Origin of the sequence: Rhodopseudomonas palustris (assembly GCF_034479375.1) — a bacterium.
Taxonomy (GTDB): Bacteria; Pseudomonadota; Alphaproteobacteria; order Rhizobiales; family Xanthobacteraceae; genus Rhodopseudomonas; species Rhodopseudomonas palustris_M.
Genome location: NZ_CP140155.1, coordinates 4,074,670 through 4,090,165, shown reverse-complemented (window position 1 = coordinate 4,090,165; position 15,496 = coordinate 4,074,670). Strand labels below are relative to the sequence as shown.

Here is a 15,496-nt window from a genome sequence, read left to right as displayed (position 1 = left end):
CGAATCGAGCAGCGAATGCACTCAAGGGTTGGACTTTCACTCAAATTGTAACGAGTTGATGGAAGGGTTCTTGAACCCTTTCACCTAGTCTATTTCCGGGGGTTGAGGGGGCTCAAGATGTCACGCATCGCCATCGTTCGCAAGAAAGCGAAGCTCCGCGGGTTACTTGGAATCCGCGCGCGCTTGGTGATTCTAGCGCTGATTTTGGTGTGCCCGCTGATGCTCGACCGGGTCCGCCTGCTCGAACAGACCCGCACCACCGAAATCGCCGCGGTCGCCGCCACCGTCGCGACCCTGGCGCAGCGCGCCGCCGATGCGCAGCGCGAAGTGATTTCCTCGGTCGAAGCGGTGCTGAAATCCGCCGCCTACATCCACGCCGCGGCGTCGGCGGTCGACCGGAGCTGCAGCATCCTGCGCGCCAGCCTGCGGGTCGATCTGCCGTCGATCCGGATGCTGTCGATCGCGGATTCGCGCGGCATCATTCATTGCTCGACCTCGGCGATGTTCGTCGGCTCCGATGTCAGCGAGCGCGCGTATTTCCGCAGGGCGCTGGAGAGCCACGATTTCGTCGTCAGCGATTTCCTGATCGGCGCGCAGAGCGGCAAGGGCACGATTCTCGCGGCCTATCCGGTGTCGGCGATCGACGCCGGCGAACAGGCCGTGATGATCGCCGGGATGAATCTCGACTGGCTGTCGGACATCATGGCCAATCTGGCCGGCCGTCCCGGCGTCAGCGTTGCACTGATCGACGGCGAGGGCACGGTGCTCGCCACCCCGCCCGACCAGCGCAGCAAGGTCGGCCGCAAACTCGGCCAGGCCGAGCTCGATTTCGCCCTCGGCGCCAACCCGCAGAACCGCGATCTCGCCACCGCCCAGAGCGATTCCGGACAGAAGCTGTCGGTGTCGCGGATTCCGGGCACCAATGCGCGGCTGGTGGTGACGCTGGACGAGGGCACGGTGTCCGCCGCGATCAGCCGCGAGATCCGGACCGCCTATCTGCAACTGGCGCTGGTGTGCGTGTTCGTGCTGCTCGGCGCGCTGATCGCCGCCGAACGGCTGATCGTGCGGCCGATCTCGATGCTGACCTCGACCGCCAAACGGTTCGCCGAGGGCGACTGGACCGCGCGCGCCGCCCGCGCCCGGCTGCCGTCGGAATTCGTGCCGCTGGCGCGCGCCTTCAACGCGATGGCGGCGCAACTGGGCCAGCGCGAGCGCGAGCTGGTGGCGATCAACAGCAACCTCACCGTGATGGCGTCGATGGATATGCTGAGCGGGCTCGCCAACCGGCGCGGCTTCCAGAACCGGCTGGATATCGAATGGGCGCGCGGCCAGCAGACCGGCCATTGCCTTGCGCTACTGATGCTCGACGTCGACCATTTCAAGCCCTTCAACGACAGCTATGGCCACCCGGAAGGCGACGCCTGCCTGTCGCGGATCGGCGAGGTGCTGGCGGCCGTGGCCGACGACACCGGCGGCTTTGCGGCGCGTTACGGCGGCGAGGAGTTCTGCCTGCTGTTGCCGAATACCGACGCCACCGCCGCGCGCGGTGTCGGCGAACTGGTCCGCGCCACTGTCGAGCGACTGGCGGTGCCGCATCGCACCAGCGAGTTTCAGCGCGTCACCGTCAGCGTCGGCGTCGCGGCCGCGCTGCCGGTCGGCACCGCGGCGGCGCACGAACTGCTCGAGGCCGCCGACGCCGCGCTCTACGCCGCCAAGCACGGCGGCCGCAATACGGTCGCCGAACACGGACTGGTCCGCGGCGCCGACCCGGGCGAATCGATGGCGATCGCGAGCTGACCCGGCGGGCTTGCCGCCGGCTGCCGGAGGCCGGCCCCGACGCTCCGGATTTGCGCCCATCCCATTGACCCGACGCAGCGTTTCATGGCCTATTCCGCGCGCCTTTCGCGCGAATTCCGCCTGAGCCGCACCGGTTTGCGAGCTCATTCGCGCTTCCCCTTCCGCTTGCAGAGCGCTCGAACCGGCCGGCCGACTGATCTTCATGAGCAACGAACGTTACAACGCCCGCGAATCCGAGCCGAAATGGCAGGCGAAATGGGACGAGGCGAAGATCTTCGCCACCAGGAACGACGACCCGCGCCCGAAATATTACGTGCTGGAGATGTTCCCGTATCCGTCGGGGCGGATCCATATGGGGCACGTCCGCAACTACACCATGGGCGACGTGGTGGCGCGGACGATGCGGGCGCGCGGCCACAACGTGCTGCACCCGATGGGCTGGGACGCGTTCGGCCTGCCGGCCGAGAACGCCGCGATCGAGCGCAAGGTCGCGCCGAAGGCGTGGACCTACGACAATATCGCCGCAATGAAGAAGCAGCTCCAGACCATGGGGCTGTCGCTCGACTGGGCGCGTGAATTCGCGACCTGCGATCCGACCTACTACAAGCATCAGCAGAAGATGTTCCTGGATTTCCTGAAGGCGGGTCTCGCCGAACGGGAAACCCGCAAGCTCAACTGGGACCCGGTCGACATGACCGTGCTGGCCAACGAGCAGGTGATCGACGGCCGCGGCTGGCGTTCGGGCGCGGTGGTCGAGCAGCGCGAGATGAACCAGTGGGTGTTCAAGATCACCCGCTACGCGCAGGACCTGCTCGACGCGCTGGAGACGCTCGACCGCTGGCCCGACAAGGTCCGGCTGATGCAGCGCAACTGGATCGGCCGCAGCGAGGGACTCTTGGTGCGGTTCGCGCTCGATGCGGCGACGACGCCGTCAGGCGAGACCGAACTGAAGATCTTCACCACCCGCCCCGACACGCTGTTCGGCGCCAAATTCATGGCGATCGCGCCGGACCATCCGCTGGCGCAGGCCGCCGCCGCGAAGGACCCCAAGGTCGCGGCCTTCGTCGAGGAGTGCAAGAAGCGCGGCACCGCGCAGGCCGAGATCGACACCGCCGAGAAGCAGGGCATCGACACCGGCATCCGCGCGCTGCATCCGTTCGACCCGGACTGGCAGATCCCGGTCTATGTGGCGAACTTCGTGCTGATGGAATACGGCACAGGGGCGATCTTCGGCTGCCCGGCGCACGACCAGCGCGACCTCGACTTCGTCAACAAGTACCAGCTCGGCAACACCCCGGTGGTGTGCCCCGAGGGCCAGGACCCGTCGAGCTTCGTCATCACCGACGAGGCCTATGACGGCGACGGCCGCATGATCAATTCGCGCTTCCTCGACGGCATGACGATCGATCAGGCCAAGGAAGAAGTGGCGAAGCGGCTCGAGGCGGCGCAGATCGGCGGCGCGCCGGTCGGCGAGCGCAAGGTCAATTTCCGGCTGCGCGACTGGGGCATCTCACGGCAGCGCTATTGGGGCTGCCCGATCCCGGTGATCCATTGCGAGGTTTGCGGCGTCGTGCCGGTGCCCGACAAGGACCTGCCGGTCGTGCTGCCGGAGGACGTGTCGTTCGACAAGCCCGGCAATGCGCTCGATCATCATCCGACCTGGAAGCACGTCGCCTGCCCGCAATGCGGGGCTAAGGCGCAGCGCGAAACCGACACCATGGACACCTTCGTGGATTCGTCCTGGTACTTCGCGCGCTTCACCGATCCGTGGAACGAGACCGCGCCGACTACGCCCGACGTGGTCAACCGGATGCTGCCGGTCGATCAGTATATCGGCGGCGTCGAGCACGCGATTCTGCATCTCCTCTACAGCCGGTTCTTCACCCGCGCCATGAAGGCGACCGGCCATGTCGGGCTGGACGAGCCGTTCCGCGGCATGTTCACCCAGGGCATGGTGGTGCACGAGACCTATCGGACCGCCGACGGCCATTTCGCCTCGCCGGCCGAAGTGATGATCGTGGCCGAGGGCGATGGACGCAAGGCGACGCTGCTCGACGGCGGCACGCCGGTCGAGATCGGCCCGATCGAGAAGATGTCGAAGAGTAAGCGCAACACCGTCGACCCCGACGACATCATCGGCTCTTACGGCGCCGACACCGCGCGCTGGTTCATGCTGTCGGATTCGCCGCCGGACCGCGACGTGATCTGGAGCGAGGAAGGCGTCAAGGGCGCCTCGCGTTTCGTGCAGCGGCTGTGGCGGATGGTGAACGACGCCGCCGAAATCGCCCAATCGGCTCCAGCCGAACGGCCCGCGACATTCGGGCCCGAGGCGCTGGCGGTGCGCAAGGCCGCGCATGGCGCGCTCGACAAGGTGTTGTCCGGCATCGAGCGGCTCGCCTTCAATGTCAGCCTCGCCCATATCCGCGAATTCGCCAACAGCCTCGGCGAAATGCTGGCCAAACCCGGCACGGCATCAAAGGAAATTGCCCCGGATCTGGCCTGGGCGATCCGCGAGGCGTCGGTCATCCTTGTTCAACTGTTTCACCCGATGATGCCGCATCTGGCCGAGGAAAGCTGGGCGGCGCTCGACCAGCCGGGCCTGGTGTCCGAGGCGCTGTGGCCGCAAATCGAACGCGATTTGCTGGTCGAAGACAGCATCACGCTGCCGGTGCAGGTCAACGGCAAGAAGCGCGGGGAAGTCACGGTGGCCCGGGACGCTCCGACCGCGGAAATTGAGGCTGCCGTTTTGGCCCTCGATGCGGTAAGACAGGCGCTGGACGGCAAGCCCGTCCGCAAGATCATCGTGGTTCCGCAGAGGATCGTGAATGTCGTCGGTTAGGCCCGCATTGGCCAAGATGGTCGCAAAGGTGGCGCTCGCCGCGATGCTGGCGGCGCCGCTCGCCGGATGCTTCCAGCCGATGTATGCCGACCGCGGCGACGGGTCGCCGGCGCTGCGCGACAAGCTCGCCGCCATCGAGGTGCCGCCGCTCGACCTGCCGAACGGCTCGCGCAACGCCCGGCTCGGCGTCGAGATCCGCAACGCGCTGATGTTCAAGATGTACGGCAGCGCCACCGGCGCGCCGCCGCTGTATTCGCTGAAGATGAACATCACCACCCAGCGCTCGTCGCTGATCGTCGATCCGACCACCGCGCTGCCGACGATCGAGAATTACGGCATCGACGCCAGCTACCGGCTGATCGAGATCGCCACCGGCAAGGTGGTGATGGCCGGCAACACCTTCTCGCGCGTCGAATACGACGTGCCGGGCCAGACCCAGCGCTTCGCCCGCACCCGCGCGGGCCGCGACGCCGAGGACCGCGCCGCGAAGGAAATCGCCGAGAACATCAACACGAGACTGGCGTCGTATTTCTACGCCGGGATCTGAGCCGATCGTGCGCGCCCGCGCCGCATCGCCGGTCTGAATTCGCCATGGTCGCGCTGCGTGGACGAGACGCCACCGCCTTTCTGGCCCGTCCCGATCCGGGCCGGCCGATCATCCTGCTGTACGGCCCCGATGCCGGCCTGGTGCGCGAACGTGCCGACGCGCTGATCGCCTCCGCGCTCGACGACCCCAACGATCCGTTCGCGCTGGTGCGGCTCGACGGCGACGAGCTCGCGGCCGAGCCCTCGAAGCTGGTCGACGAGGCGAACTCGATCCCGATGTTCGGCGGCCGCCGCGCGATCCGCGTTCGCGCCGGCTCGCGCAGTTTCGTCACCGGCGTCGAGACGCTGGTCGCCGCGCCGCCGAAGGAATGCCGGATCGTGATCGAGGCCGGCGACATCAAGCCGGACAACGCGCTGCGCAAGGCCTGCGAGAAAGCCCCGAGCGCGGTCGCGATCGGCTGCTATCCGGACGCCGAGGCCGATCTCGCCAAGCTGATCGACGACGAACTGCGGAGCGCGCAATTGCAGATCGGCCGCGACGCCCGCGGCGTGCTGATGACCCTGCTCGGCGGCGACCGCCAGGCCTCGCGCAACGAGGTCCGCAAGCTCGCGCTCTACGCCCATGGAAGCGGCGAGATCACGCTCGACGACGTGATCGCCTGCGTGTCGGACGCCTCGGACCTCAAGCTCGACGTCATTGTGGATGCGGCGTTCTCCGGCAAGCCGCAGATCGTCGAAAGCGAGTTCGCCAAAGCGATGGTGGCCGGCACCTATCCGGGCCAGATCATCCTCGCCGCGCAGCGCCACGCCGCCTTCCTGCACAAGACCAGCCTCGCGGTCGAAGCCGGCGCCCCGGCCGCGACCGCGCTCGATAGTGGCTTTCCGCGTTTGCATTTTTCGCGCAAGGCCGCGTCCGAAACGGCGCTGCGCAATCTCGGCACCTCGCGCCTGGCGCAGATCATCGACCAGCTCGCCACCGCCGCCCTCGACACCCGCCGCCAGGCCACCCTCGGCGCCGCCATCGCCCAGCGCACGTTGCTGTCGATCGCGGTCAGTGCGCGGCGAAGAAGTTAGTTCAGTGAGAGCGTAGGGAAAAGGTAGGGTGGGCAAAGCGAAGCGTGCCCACGCGCTCGATATGAATCCCGCTCGATATGAATTCCGCGTGGGCACGGCGCTTCGCGCCTTTGCCCACCCTACTAACTAACTTTCGTTCGTCATTCCGGGGCGCCGCGCAGCGGCGAACCCGGAATCCATACCCCCGGCGCTCGTGCGAGCACACGGCGGTGGATGACGAACCATCGACGGCAGTGGTTATGGATTTCGGGTTCGCGCAGCTTCGCTGCGCGCCCCGAAATGACGAACGTGAGAGCTGAGCACGGACCCGAACGAACGTCCCAACTAACCGCCCGCCTCGAGCCTGCGGATGATGTCGTCGAGCTGATCGAGATCGGCGTAGCGGATCTGCAGCGAGCCGGTGCCGTCGCGGTCGTCGATCGTCACCTTCATGCCGAGCGCGTCGCTGACGCGTTTTTCCAGCGCCAGCGTGTCGGCGTCCTTGGCGGGCTTCGCGTTTGCCGACGCGCGCGGCTTCTGCGGCTTGCGCTCCGGCACGCCCTCTTCATGCGCCAGCGCTTCGGTCTGCCGGACGTTGAGGCCCTCGGCGACGATGCGCTTGGCCGCCGCCGACGGATCCGGCACGCCGATCAGCGCGCGGGCGTGGCCGGCCGACAACTGCCCGGCGGCGATCAGCTCCAGCACGTCGTCGGGCAATTTCGTCAGCCGCATCATGTTGGCGACGTGGCTGCGGCTCTTGCCGACGATCTTGGCGATGTCTTCCTGGCTGCGTTTGAACTCGTTGGCCAGCGCGTGATAGCCCTGCGCCTCTTCCAGCGGATTGAGATCCTCGCGCTGCACGTTCTCGACGATGGCGATTTCGAGCGCCAGCGCATCGGAAACGTCGACCGGCACGATCGGCACTTCGTGCAGGCCGGCGCGCTGCGCCGCGCGCCAGCGCCGTTCGCCGGCGATGATCTCGAAGCGGTCGTTCGTGCCCTTCACCGGCCGCACCACGATCGGCTGGATCACGCCGTGCTGCTTGATCGAATCGGTGAGTTCGCCGAGCTCGGAATCCGAGAAGGTGCGACGCGGGTTGCGCGGATTGGCCTTGATGAATTCGATCGGCACCTTGCGCTGGCTGCGCGGCCGCTCGACATGCGCGGCCTCGCCGCCGACGTCCCCGATCAGACTCGCCAGCCCCCGCCCCAGTCGCGAACGGTGCTCGTCGGCCATCGCCTGCTCCCTTGGATTCACGTCGTTACTCCGCGTTACGTGTGGTGCTTCGCCATCCGCCGATGACGCCGAGTTGTTAGTTGAGCCGTAGGGTGGGCAAAGGCGCGCAGCGCCGTGCCCACGCGGTCACTCGCTCGTCAAGGCGTGGGCACGCTTCGCTTTGCCCACCCTACGATCAGCCTCAATGCGTCGTGCGCAGTTCACGCTCGCGCTGGATCACTTCGGTGGCGAGCTTCAAGTACGCTTCCGAGCCGACGCATTTCAGATCGTAGACCAGCACCGGCTTGCCGTAGCTCGGCGCTTCCGAGATCCGGACGTTGCGCGGGATCATGGTGTCGTAGACCTTCTTGCCCATGAACTGCCGGACGTCGGCGACGACCTGGCTCGACAGATTGTTGCGGCTGTCGAACATCGTCAGCACGATGCCGTGGATGGTCAATTCCGGATTCAGCGTCGAGCGCACCTGCTCGACCGTCTGCAGCAGTTGAGACAATCCTTCGAGCGCGAAGAACTCGCACTGCAACGGAACCAGGATCGCGTCCGACGCCGCCATCGCGTTCACCGTCAACAGGTTCAGCGACGGCGGACAGTCGATCAGCACATAGGTGTAGTCGAGCGGCGGATCGACGTCCTTGTTGAGCACGGCGATCGCGTCGCGCAGCCGGAAGGCGCGGTCGCGGGAATGGCCGAGTTCGAGTTCGAGGCCGGACAGATCCATCGTCGATGCGGCGATGTGCAGCCGCGGCACCGCGGTCGGGACCACGGCGTCGCGCAGCGGCGCTTCGCCGGCCAGCACGTCGTAGGTCGAGCAGTTGCGGTCGCGGCGGTCGATGCCGAGCCCGGTCGAGGCGTTGCCCTGCGGATCGAGATCGACGATCAGCACGCGCTCGCCGATTGCGGCCAGCGCGGTGCCGAGATTGATCGCCGTGGTGGTCTTGCCGACCCCGCCCTTCTGGTTGGCGAGCGCGATGATGCGTGGGCGTCCGGGCTCGGTCATCGCCCTATCCCCTTGATATATCTCATCAATGACGGTCATTCGCGGTGACTTCTTTGCTGGCGGTGGAGGGGACGCGGTCGATCCGGTCGAGTTCGACGATCCAGCCTTGTCCACCGGTCAGGCTGGCGTGCAATAGAGGCTCGATCTTCCAATACTTAGTGGCTTCCGTCAATTCCGCCTCTACATCTTGACCCTTGAGAAACAGCACCTTGCTGCCCTTGGTCATCAGCGGCGCGGCGAAACCGATCAGCTGGTGTAGCGGAGCGACGGCCCGCGCGGTGATGCAATCGAGCGGCCGCGGGAACCTATCCACATTATCCCCGATGTCCGCGAGCATAACTGTGCCCAGCGCGCCGGTGACGCGCAGCGCCTCGCGCAGAAAGGCGGCCTTCTTGGCATTGCGCTCGACCAGCGTGACGTGGCCGTCCGGGTGCTCGGCCATCGCGCAGGCCAGCACGATGCCCGGGAAGCCTCCGCCGCTGCCGAAGTCGAGCCAGCGCCGCGCCGTCGGGGCGAGCGCGAGAAGCTGCAGCGAGTCGGCGACATGCCGGGTCCAGAGCTGTGGCAGCGTCGACGGCGCCACCAGATTGGTCTTGGCCTGCCACAGCCGCAGCAGATCCAGATAGGCATCGAGCCGCGCCTCCGTTTCACGTGAAACGGGGGTGAGTTTAAGCGCCTGCGCCTTGTCGGAGCTGTCCGGCGCGGAAACGACCATCGGCGAAAGTCGGGAGGCCATCGGCCCGGGTCTCGGAGTTCGAGGGATCGGTGTGGACTACACATAAGCCGATGCGACGATTCCAGCCACTGTTTGGTCGGCGTGCGCGGAACGATTACGACGATTTTCGCGCCCGCGTGAATGCCTAAGCAAGGGCACTGCTGCGCAATCGCGTTTTCAGTGCCCGCGGCCACCCTCACCCCAACCCTCTCCCGCAAGCGGGAGAGGGAGTGCGCCGTGATTGGTGAGGGGTTTTGGTCTGATTGATGGGCCGAATGGCGTGGCAAAGACCGATGCGAATGGCACGGCCGACCGCAGCACCAAACTCGCCCTCCCCACCCGCGGCCGCCGTCACCCCGACCCTCTGCCGCACGCGGGAGAGGGGGCGCGCTCCGATTGTAGAGGGGTTTCTGTCCGATTGATGGGCCGAATGGCGTGGCAAAGACCGATGCGAATGGCTCGGCCGACCGCAGCACCAAACTCGGCCTTCCCATCCGCGGCGGCCCTCACCCCGACCCTCTCCCGCAAGCGGGAGAGGGAGCGCGCTGTGATTGGGGAGGAGCTTCTGTCTATTTCGAAGGGGAGTTCATCGTGGACTGAATGACGTTGCTCGTTGGATCGGACGCCCCGGATCTGGCACGCGCGTCCCACCCGCACAGCCGGCTCCCTCTCCCGCTTGCGGGAGAGGGGTGGGGTGAGGGCTCGCGGGCACTGCGATCGAGGTCGATCACCCGGGCCACTTGTCTCAAAACGCCTCCGGACTGGAGTCAAAGCGTGACGAGCCGGGCCGGAGCCGATCAGCTAGCCGCTGTTTCACGTGAAACAGCAGCCCGCGCGCGCCTACGCCTCGCCGGCCGCCACCGCCGGCCGCTTCCGCGCTTCGCGGCGCAGATACGCCGCCAGAATGCCGAGCGCCGCGGGGGTGATACCGTCCAGGCGACCCGCCTGCCCGACCGTCCGCGGCCGGTGCCGCTCCAGCCGGCCCCGCGCCTCGTTCGACAGTCCAGGCACCTGCGCATAGTCGATATCGGTCAGCAGCAGGCCCTCGTCGCGCCGGAACGCGGCGACGTCGGCGACCTGGCGCTCCAGATAGACGGCGTATTTGGCGTCGATCTCGACATGCACCGCGATCGACGGCGCCACAGCGCCCAGTTCGGGCCAGATCGCCCTCACCTGCGGCCATTCGATCTCCGGATAGGACAGCAGATCGAACGCCGAGCGCCGTTGGCCGTCGCGATTGAGCGCAAGACCATGCTTGGCGGCCTCGTTCGGCGTGATCGCCAGCGATTGCGTAAGCCGCTTCGCCTCGGCCAGCGCCGCCATCTTGCCGCGATGGAACGCCGCCCGCTCCGTCCCGACGCAGCCCAGCGCCAGACCCTTGTCGGTCAGCCGCTGATCGGCATTGTCGGCGCGCAGTGTCAGGCGATATTCCGCCCGCGAAGTGAACATCCGGTACGGCTCGGAAATGCCGCGGGTCACCAGATCGTCGATCATCACCCCGAGATAGCCGTCGGCGCGGTCGAACACGACCCCTTCGCCGCCGCCGGCCGCCAGCGCCGCATTCAACCCGGCGACTAGGCCCTGCGCCGCCGCCTCTTCATAGCCGGTGGTGCCGTTGATCTGGCCGGCGAGGAACAGCCCGCGCAATCGCTTGGTCTGCAGCGTCGACTCCAGCTCGCGCGGATCGACATGGTCGTATTCGATCGCATAGCCCGGGCGGAGCATCACGGTCCGCTCCAGACCCGGGATCGTCTGCAGGATCGCGCGTTGGACCTCTTCGGGCAGCGAGGTCGAGATTCCGTTGGGATAGACGGTCGGATCGTCGAGGCCTTCGGGCTCGAGGAAGATCTGATGGCCGTCGCGATCGCCGAATTTGACGATCTTGTCCTCGATCGAGGGGCAATAGCGCGGCCCCGACGACTGGATCTGCCCGGAATACATCGGCGAGCGATGCACATTGGCGCGGATCAACTCATGGGTGGCGGGCGTCGTCCGGGTGATGCCGCATTCGATCTGCGGCGTAGTGATTGCCGGCGTCAGCACGGAAAACGGCTCCGGCGGATCGTCGCCGGGCTGCATTTCGACCGCGCCCCAGTCGATGGTGCGGCCGTCGAGCCGCGGCGGCGTCCCGGTCTTGAGCCGGCCGAGCGCGAGACCCAGCGCCTCGAACGAGGCCGACAGGCCGAGCGCCGGGGCCTCGTCGATCCGGCCGGCCGGCCAGCTCTTCTCGCCGAGATGGATCAGCCCGCGCAGAAAGGTCCCGGTGGTGATGACGACCGCCCCGGCGGTGAGTTCGCGGCCATCGGCGAGGCGGATTCTGGTGACCCGGCCCGCCTCGCTCAGCAGCGCGTCCGCCTCGCCCTCGATCACGGTCAGGTTGGCGGTCGCCCGGATCGCGGCCTGCATCGCGGCGGCGTAGAGCTTGCGGTCGGCCTGGGCGCGCGGTCCGCGCACCGCCGGGCCCTTGCGCCGGTTCAGCATCCGGAACTGTATGCCGCCGGCGTCTCCGACCCGCCCCATCAATCCATCCAGCGCGTCGACTTCGCGGACCAGATGTCCCTTGCCGAGCCCGCCGATCGCGGGATTGCACGACATCGCACCGACGGTATCGAAGCGATGCGTCACCAGCGCCGTGGCCGCGCCGAGACGCGCCGCCGCGGCCGCGGCTTCGCAGCCGGCATGGCCGCCGCCAATGACGATGACATCGAAGCAAGTGCGCATGGCCGGCTTGTAGCCCAGCTTTTCGCGGCTTTGAAGCGGTATCGATTCGACCCTGTTTCACGTGAAACGCTGCGAGCTGTTTCACGTGAAACAGCAGAATGACTACGGTCACCGCCTCGGTTCTGCCTGGACTTCTTCATCGATGGATTGAGTTCTATGGCCCTGCCAAATAGACCAACTCCCATTCTGAGAGTCTGGCCGAAAATGCGGTGAATGAAATCACGCGCTTTCACTCCAACTCGTCATGCCCGGCCTTGTGCCGGGCATCCACGCCTTGCCGCGGAAGCCGCGAGAAGAGGCGTGGATGGCCGGGACAAGCCCGGCCATGACGGGATTTGATCCAGAACGAACGATCAACAACAGCGCTTGATCTCGCTTGCTGCTTTTGGTCCGACCATGAGGAGCGTGGCGGAACTGCGCGTCTCGAAGATGGGCGAATGCAGTTCCCGCGGCAAGGTCCGAGACGGCGACGCGCGCCTCCTCACGATGGTGAGCGCCCCGGGACCGCCAGTGCTGATTGGCCTCAAGGCAAATCGGCTGTTCTGGAGCTTCCCAGAACCCTTAAAGAAATGAATATATTTATATTTCTATATTCCCGATGATCTCACTTGCCTATGCAGAACCGGCCGAAGATCTCCCCGAGCACATCTTCGACATCCACCCGGCCCAACAGCCGCCCCAGGGCCACCGCCGCGAGCCTGAGCTCCTCGGCTACCAGCTCCGACGCCAACCCGTCTTCCATGCTGCACTGCAGCATCACCGCAGCATCCTGCAGCAAAACGCGATGCCGGTGCCGACTGATCACTGCCGCCTCTCCCCTCGCAAAATACTGCGCAGCAAACTCAGCCAGCGCCTCGATCAAATCGCCGACCCCATCGCCCCGTTTCGCCGAAATCGCAAAGGCCGGTCTTGCGGCAGCCGCGCCTTCGGTTTGCCACAGGTTTGCCGCAAGCGCAGCGACGCCAGAATCGGCCAAAACGGTATCCACCTGCGGCCCCAGATCGACCTTGTTGCGCACCCGCCAGACCGGCGCCGAGCCCTCGACCGCTGCGCCGATCGCCTCATCCGCGCTGAGCCACAACACCAGATCCGCCTCCGCGGCTCGCGCCTTCGCCCGGCGCACGCCCTCCTGCTCGACGGGATCGTCACTCTCGCGAATCCCCGCAGTGTCGATCACCGTCACCGGATAGCCGCCGAGATCGAGCTGCACTTCGATCACGTCCCGCGTCGTGCCGGCATGCGGCGACACGATCGCGACCTCGCGGCGCGCCAGCCGGTTGATCAGGGTCGACTTGCCGACATTCGGCGGCCCCGCGATCGCCACCACCAGGCCATCGCGCAGCCGTTCGCTTTTGCCCTGTGCCGCAAGCACTTCTGAAATTTCATCGTGCAGCGCCGCGATCGTCCGCAGCGCCGGCGGCATCAGTTCGCCCTGCACGTCGCCTTCGTCGGCAAAATCGATCCCGGCCTCGATCAGTGCCAGCGCCTCGATGATCTGCGCCCGCCAGCGCCGCGCCCTGTCGCCGAGCAAACCGCCGAGCTGCCGCACCGCGAGCCGACGTTGTGCCTCGGTGTCGGCGTGAATCAGATCATCGAGCCCTTCGGCTTCGGTGAGATCGAGCTTGCCGTTCTCGAACGCGCGCCTTGTGAACTCGCCCGGCTCCGCCGGCCGCACGTCGTCGAACGCGGCCAATGCCTTGACCAGCGCGGCCAGCACAGCGCGGCCGCCATGGATGTGAAATTCGGCGACGTCCTCGCCGGTCGCACTCGCCGGCGCGGCGAACCACAGCACCACGCACTCGTCGATAACATCCTGATTCTGATCGCGAATCCGAACCAGCCGGGCGCTCCGCGGCGGCGGCAGCGAGCCCACCAGCGCGGACACCACATCGCCCGCTCGCGCACCCGACACCCGCACTATCGCCAGCGCCGACGGCAACGGGCCGGACGCGAGGGCGTAGATGGTCTGGTCGTTCGGATGCATCGGTCTGTCTTGCCGAGTGCCGCCTTCCGACGCAACGCTCAATCGCGCGCAGCAAAAAGGGCGCCCGTTTCAGGGCGCCCTCGCAGATTTGCTCGAAGCTTGGGTCGATCAGGTGTTCATCGACTCGAAGAATTCGGCGTTGTTCTTGGTGTTGCGCAGCTTATCGAGCAGGAAGTCGATCGCGTCCATCGTGCCCATCGGATTGAGGATCCGGCGCAGCACGTACATCTTCTTCAGCAGTTGCGGATCGGTGATCAGCTCTTCCTTGCGGGTGCCGGAGCGCGAGATGTCGATCGCCGGGAAGGTGCGCTTGTCCGAGACCTTGCGGTCGAGGATCAGTTCGCTGTTACCCGTGCCCTTGAACTCTTCGAAGATCACTTCGTCCATACGCGAGCCGGTATCGACCAGCGCGGTGGCGATGATCGTCAGCGAACCGCCCTCTTCGATGTTTCGCGCGGCGCCGAAAAAGCGTTTCGGCCGCTGCAGCGCATTGGCGTCGACGCCGCCGGTCAGCACCTTGCCGGAGGACGGCACCACCGTGTTGTAGGCGCGGCCCAGACGGGTGATCGAGTCGAGCAGGATGACGACGTCGCGGCCGTGTTCGACCAGCCGCTTGGCCTTCTCGATCACCATCTCGGCGACCTGGACGTGGCGCACCGCGGGTTCGTCGAAAGTCGAGGACACCACCTCGCCCTTCACCGAACGCTGCATGTCGGTGACTTCTTCGGGCCGCTCGTCGATCAGCAGCACGATCAGGTAGCATTCCGGATGATTGGCGGTGATCGAATGCGCGATGTTCTGCATCAGCACGGTCTTGCCGGTGCGCGGCGGCGCGACGATCAGCGCGCGCTGGCCCTTGCCGATCGGCGCCACGATGTCGATGACGCGGGCCGACAGATCCTTGCGGGTCGGATCGTCGATCTCGAGACGGAAGCGCTCATCCGGAAACAGCGGCGTCAGATTGTCGAAATTGACCTTGTGCTTGGACTTCTCGGGGTCCTCGAAGTTCAGCGTGTTGACCTTCAAGAGCGCGAAGTAGCGTTCGCCTTCCTTCGGGCTGCGGATATGGCCCTCGATGGTGTCGCCGGTGCGCAGGCCGAAGCGGCGGATCTGCGACGGCGAGACGTAGATATCATCCGGGCCCGGCAGGTAGTTCGCATCGGGCGAGCGCAGAAAGCCGAAGCCGTCGGAGAGAACCTCGACGACGCCTTCACCGATGATATCGGTCTCTTTCGCCGACAACTGCTTCAGACAGGCGAACATCAGCTCCTGCTTGCGCATCGTGCTGGCGTTCTCGACCCCCAGCTCTTCGGCGAACGAGACGAGCTCGGCCGGCGTCTTGGCCTTGAGGTCTGAAAGTTTCATTTCCCGCATTGGGGTGGTCCTGTGGAAAAAATCGAGAGAGGGGATTCGTCAGCGGAAGAGAGCGGGACTGGAAAATACGGAGAGGCCGCAGGTCTTCGGGTCGATGACGTCTTTGAGCAAGGAAGGTGCGAAGAGGCTTCAAACCCGATGCGGCGGCCGGTTCACACGAAACCAGATCGCAACCACATTCGCCTGCTTTAGGTGGGACAGCCGAACTATAGAAAATCGTCCGCTCCGACGCAA

10 protein-coding genes are annotated in these 15,496 nt (G+C 66.1%); 4 read left to right on the top strand and 6 right to left on the bottom strand.

Features of this window, described 5'->3' with window-relative positions:
- The first annotated feature begins 117 nt into the window (after nt 1-117).
- The 4 genes from SR870_RS18440 to holA all read left to right on the top strand — a co-directional run bounded on the left by SR870_RS18440 (nt 118) and on the right by holA (nt 6,256).
- The gene (locus SR870_RS18440) at nt 118-1,797 is read left to right on the top strand and encodes a diguanylate cyclase domain-containing protein (protein WP_322514976.1); all 1,680 of its coding nucleotides are present in this window, start codon (nt 118-120) and stop codon (nt 1,795-1,797) included.
- A gap of 202 nt (nt 1,798-1,999) precedes the next feature.
- The gene (leuS, locus tag SR870_RS18435; RefSeq protein ID WP_322514975.1) at nt 2,000-4,636 is read left to right on the top strand and encodes a leucine--tRNA ligase; all 2,637 of its coding nucleotides are present in this window, start codon (nt 2,000-2,002) and stop codon (nt 4,634-4,636) included.
- On the top strand, nt 4,623-5,183 hold the full coding sequence (gene lptE, locus SR870_RS18430) for an LPS assembly lipoprotein LptE (RefSeq protein ID WP_322514974.1): 561 nt from the start codon (nt 4,623-4,625) through the stop codon (nt 5,181-5,183). Before leuS ends, lptE begins: the two co-directional genes overlap by 14 nt.
- 44 nt (nt 5,184-5,227) lie before the next feature.
- The gene (holA, locus tag SR870_RS18425) at nt 5,228-6,256 is read left to right on the top strand and encodes a DNA polymerase III subunit delta (protein ID WP_322514973.1); all 1,029 of its coding nucleotides are present in this window, start codon (nt 5,228-5,230) and stop codon (nt 6,254-6,256) included.
- Nucleotides 6,257-6,580: 324 nt separating this feature from the next.
- On the opposite strand, the gene SR870_RS18420 is transcribed toward holA, so the two are convergent.
- The 6 genes from SR870_RS18420 to rho form a co-directional block, all read right to left on the bottom strand.
- Nucleotides 6,581-7,471 carry a ParB/RepB/Spo0J family partition protein gene (locus SR870_RS18420; RefSeq protein WP_322518306.1) on the bottom strand — a complete coding sequence of 297 codons (891 nt, stop codon included), beginning with the start codon at nt 7,469-7,471 and terminating at the stop codon, nt 6,581-6,583.
- A 181-nt stretch (nt 7,472-7,652) separates the two neighbouring features.
- Nucleotides 7,653-8,507 carry a ParA family protein gene (locus tag SR870_RS18415; protein WP_322514972.1) on the bottom strand — a complete coding sequence of 285 codons (855 nt, stop codon included), beginning with the start codon at nt 8,505-8,507 and terminating at the stop codon, nt 7,653-7,655.
- Nucleotides 8,494-9,204 carry a 16S rRNA (guanine(527)-N(7))-methyltransferase RsmG gene (gene rsmG / locus SR870_RS18410; protein WP_322514971.1) on the bottom strand — a complete coding sequence of 237 codons (711 nt, stop codon included), beginning with the start codon at nt 9,202-9,204 and terminating at the stop codon, nt 8,494-8,496. The genes SR870_RS18415 and rsmG overlap by 14 nt, the downstream gene beginning before the upstream one ends.
- Nucleotides 9,205-10,023: 819 nt before the next feature.
- The gene (gene mnmG, locus SR870_RS18405) at nt 10,024-11,904 is read right to left on the bottom strand and encodes a tRNA uridine-5-carboxymethylaminomethyl(34) synthesis enzyme MnmG (RefSeq protein ID WP_322514970.1); all 1,881 of its coding nucleotides are present in this window, start codon (nt 11,902-11,904) and stop codon (nt 10,024-10,026) included.
- Nucleotides 11,905-12,508: 604 nt separating this feature from the next.
- On the bottom strand, nt 12,509-13,888 hold the full coding sequence (mnmE, locus tag SR870_RS18400) for a tRNA uridine-5-carboxymethylaminomethyl(34) synthesis GTPase MnmE (RefSeq protein ID WP_322514969.1): 1,380 nt from the start codon (nt 13,886-13,888) through the stop codon (nt 12,509-12,511).
- Nucleotides 13,889-13,996: 108 nt separating this feature from the next.
- Nucleotides 13,997-15,262 (bottom strand): transcription termination factor Rho, encoded by a 1,266-nt coding sequence (gene rho / locus SR870_RS18395; protein WP_011439294.1) that lies wholly within the window; start codon nt 15,260-15,262, stop codon nt 13,997-13,999.
- Between the last annotated feature and the right edge of the window lie 234 nt (nt 15,263-15,496).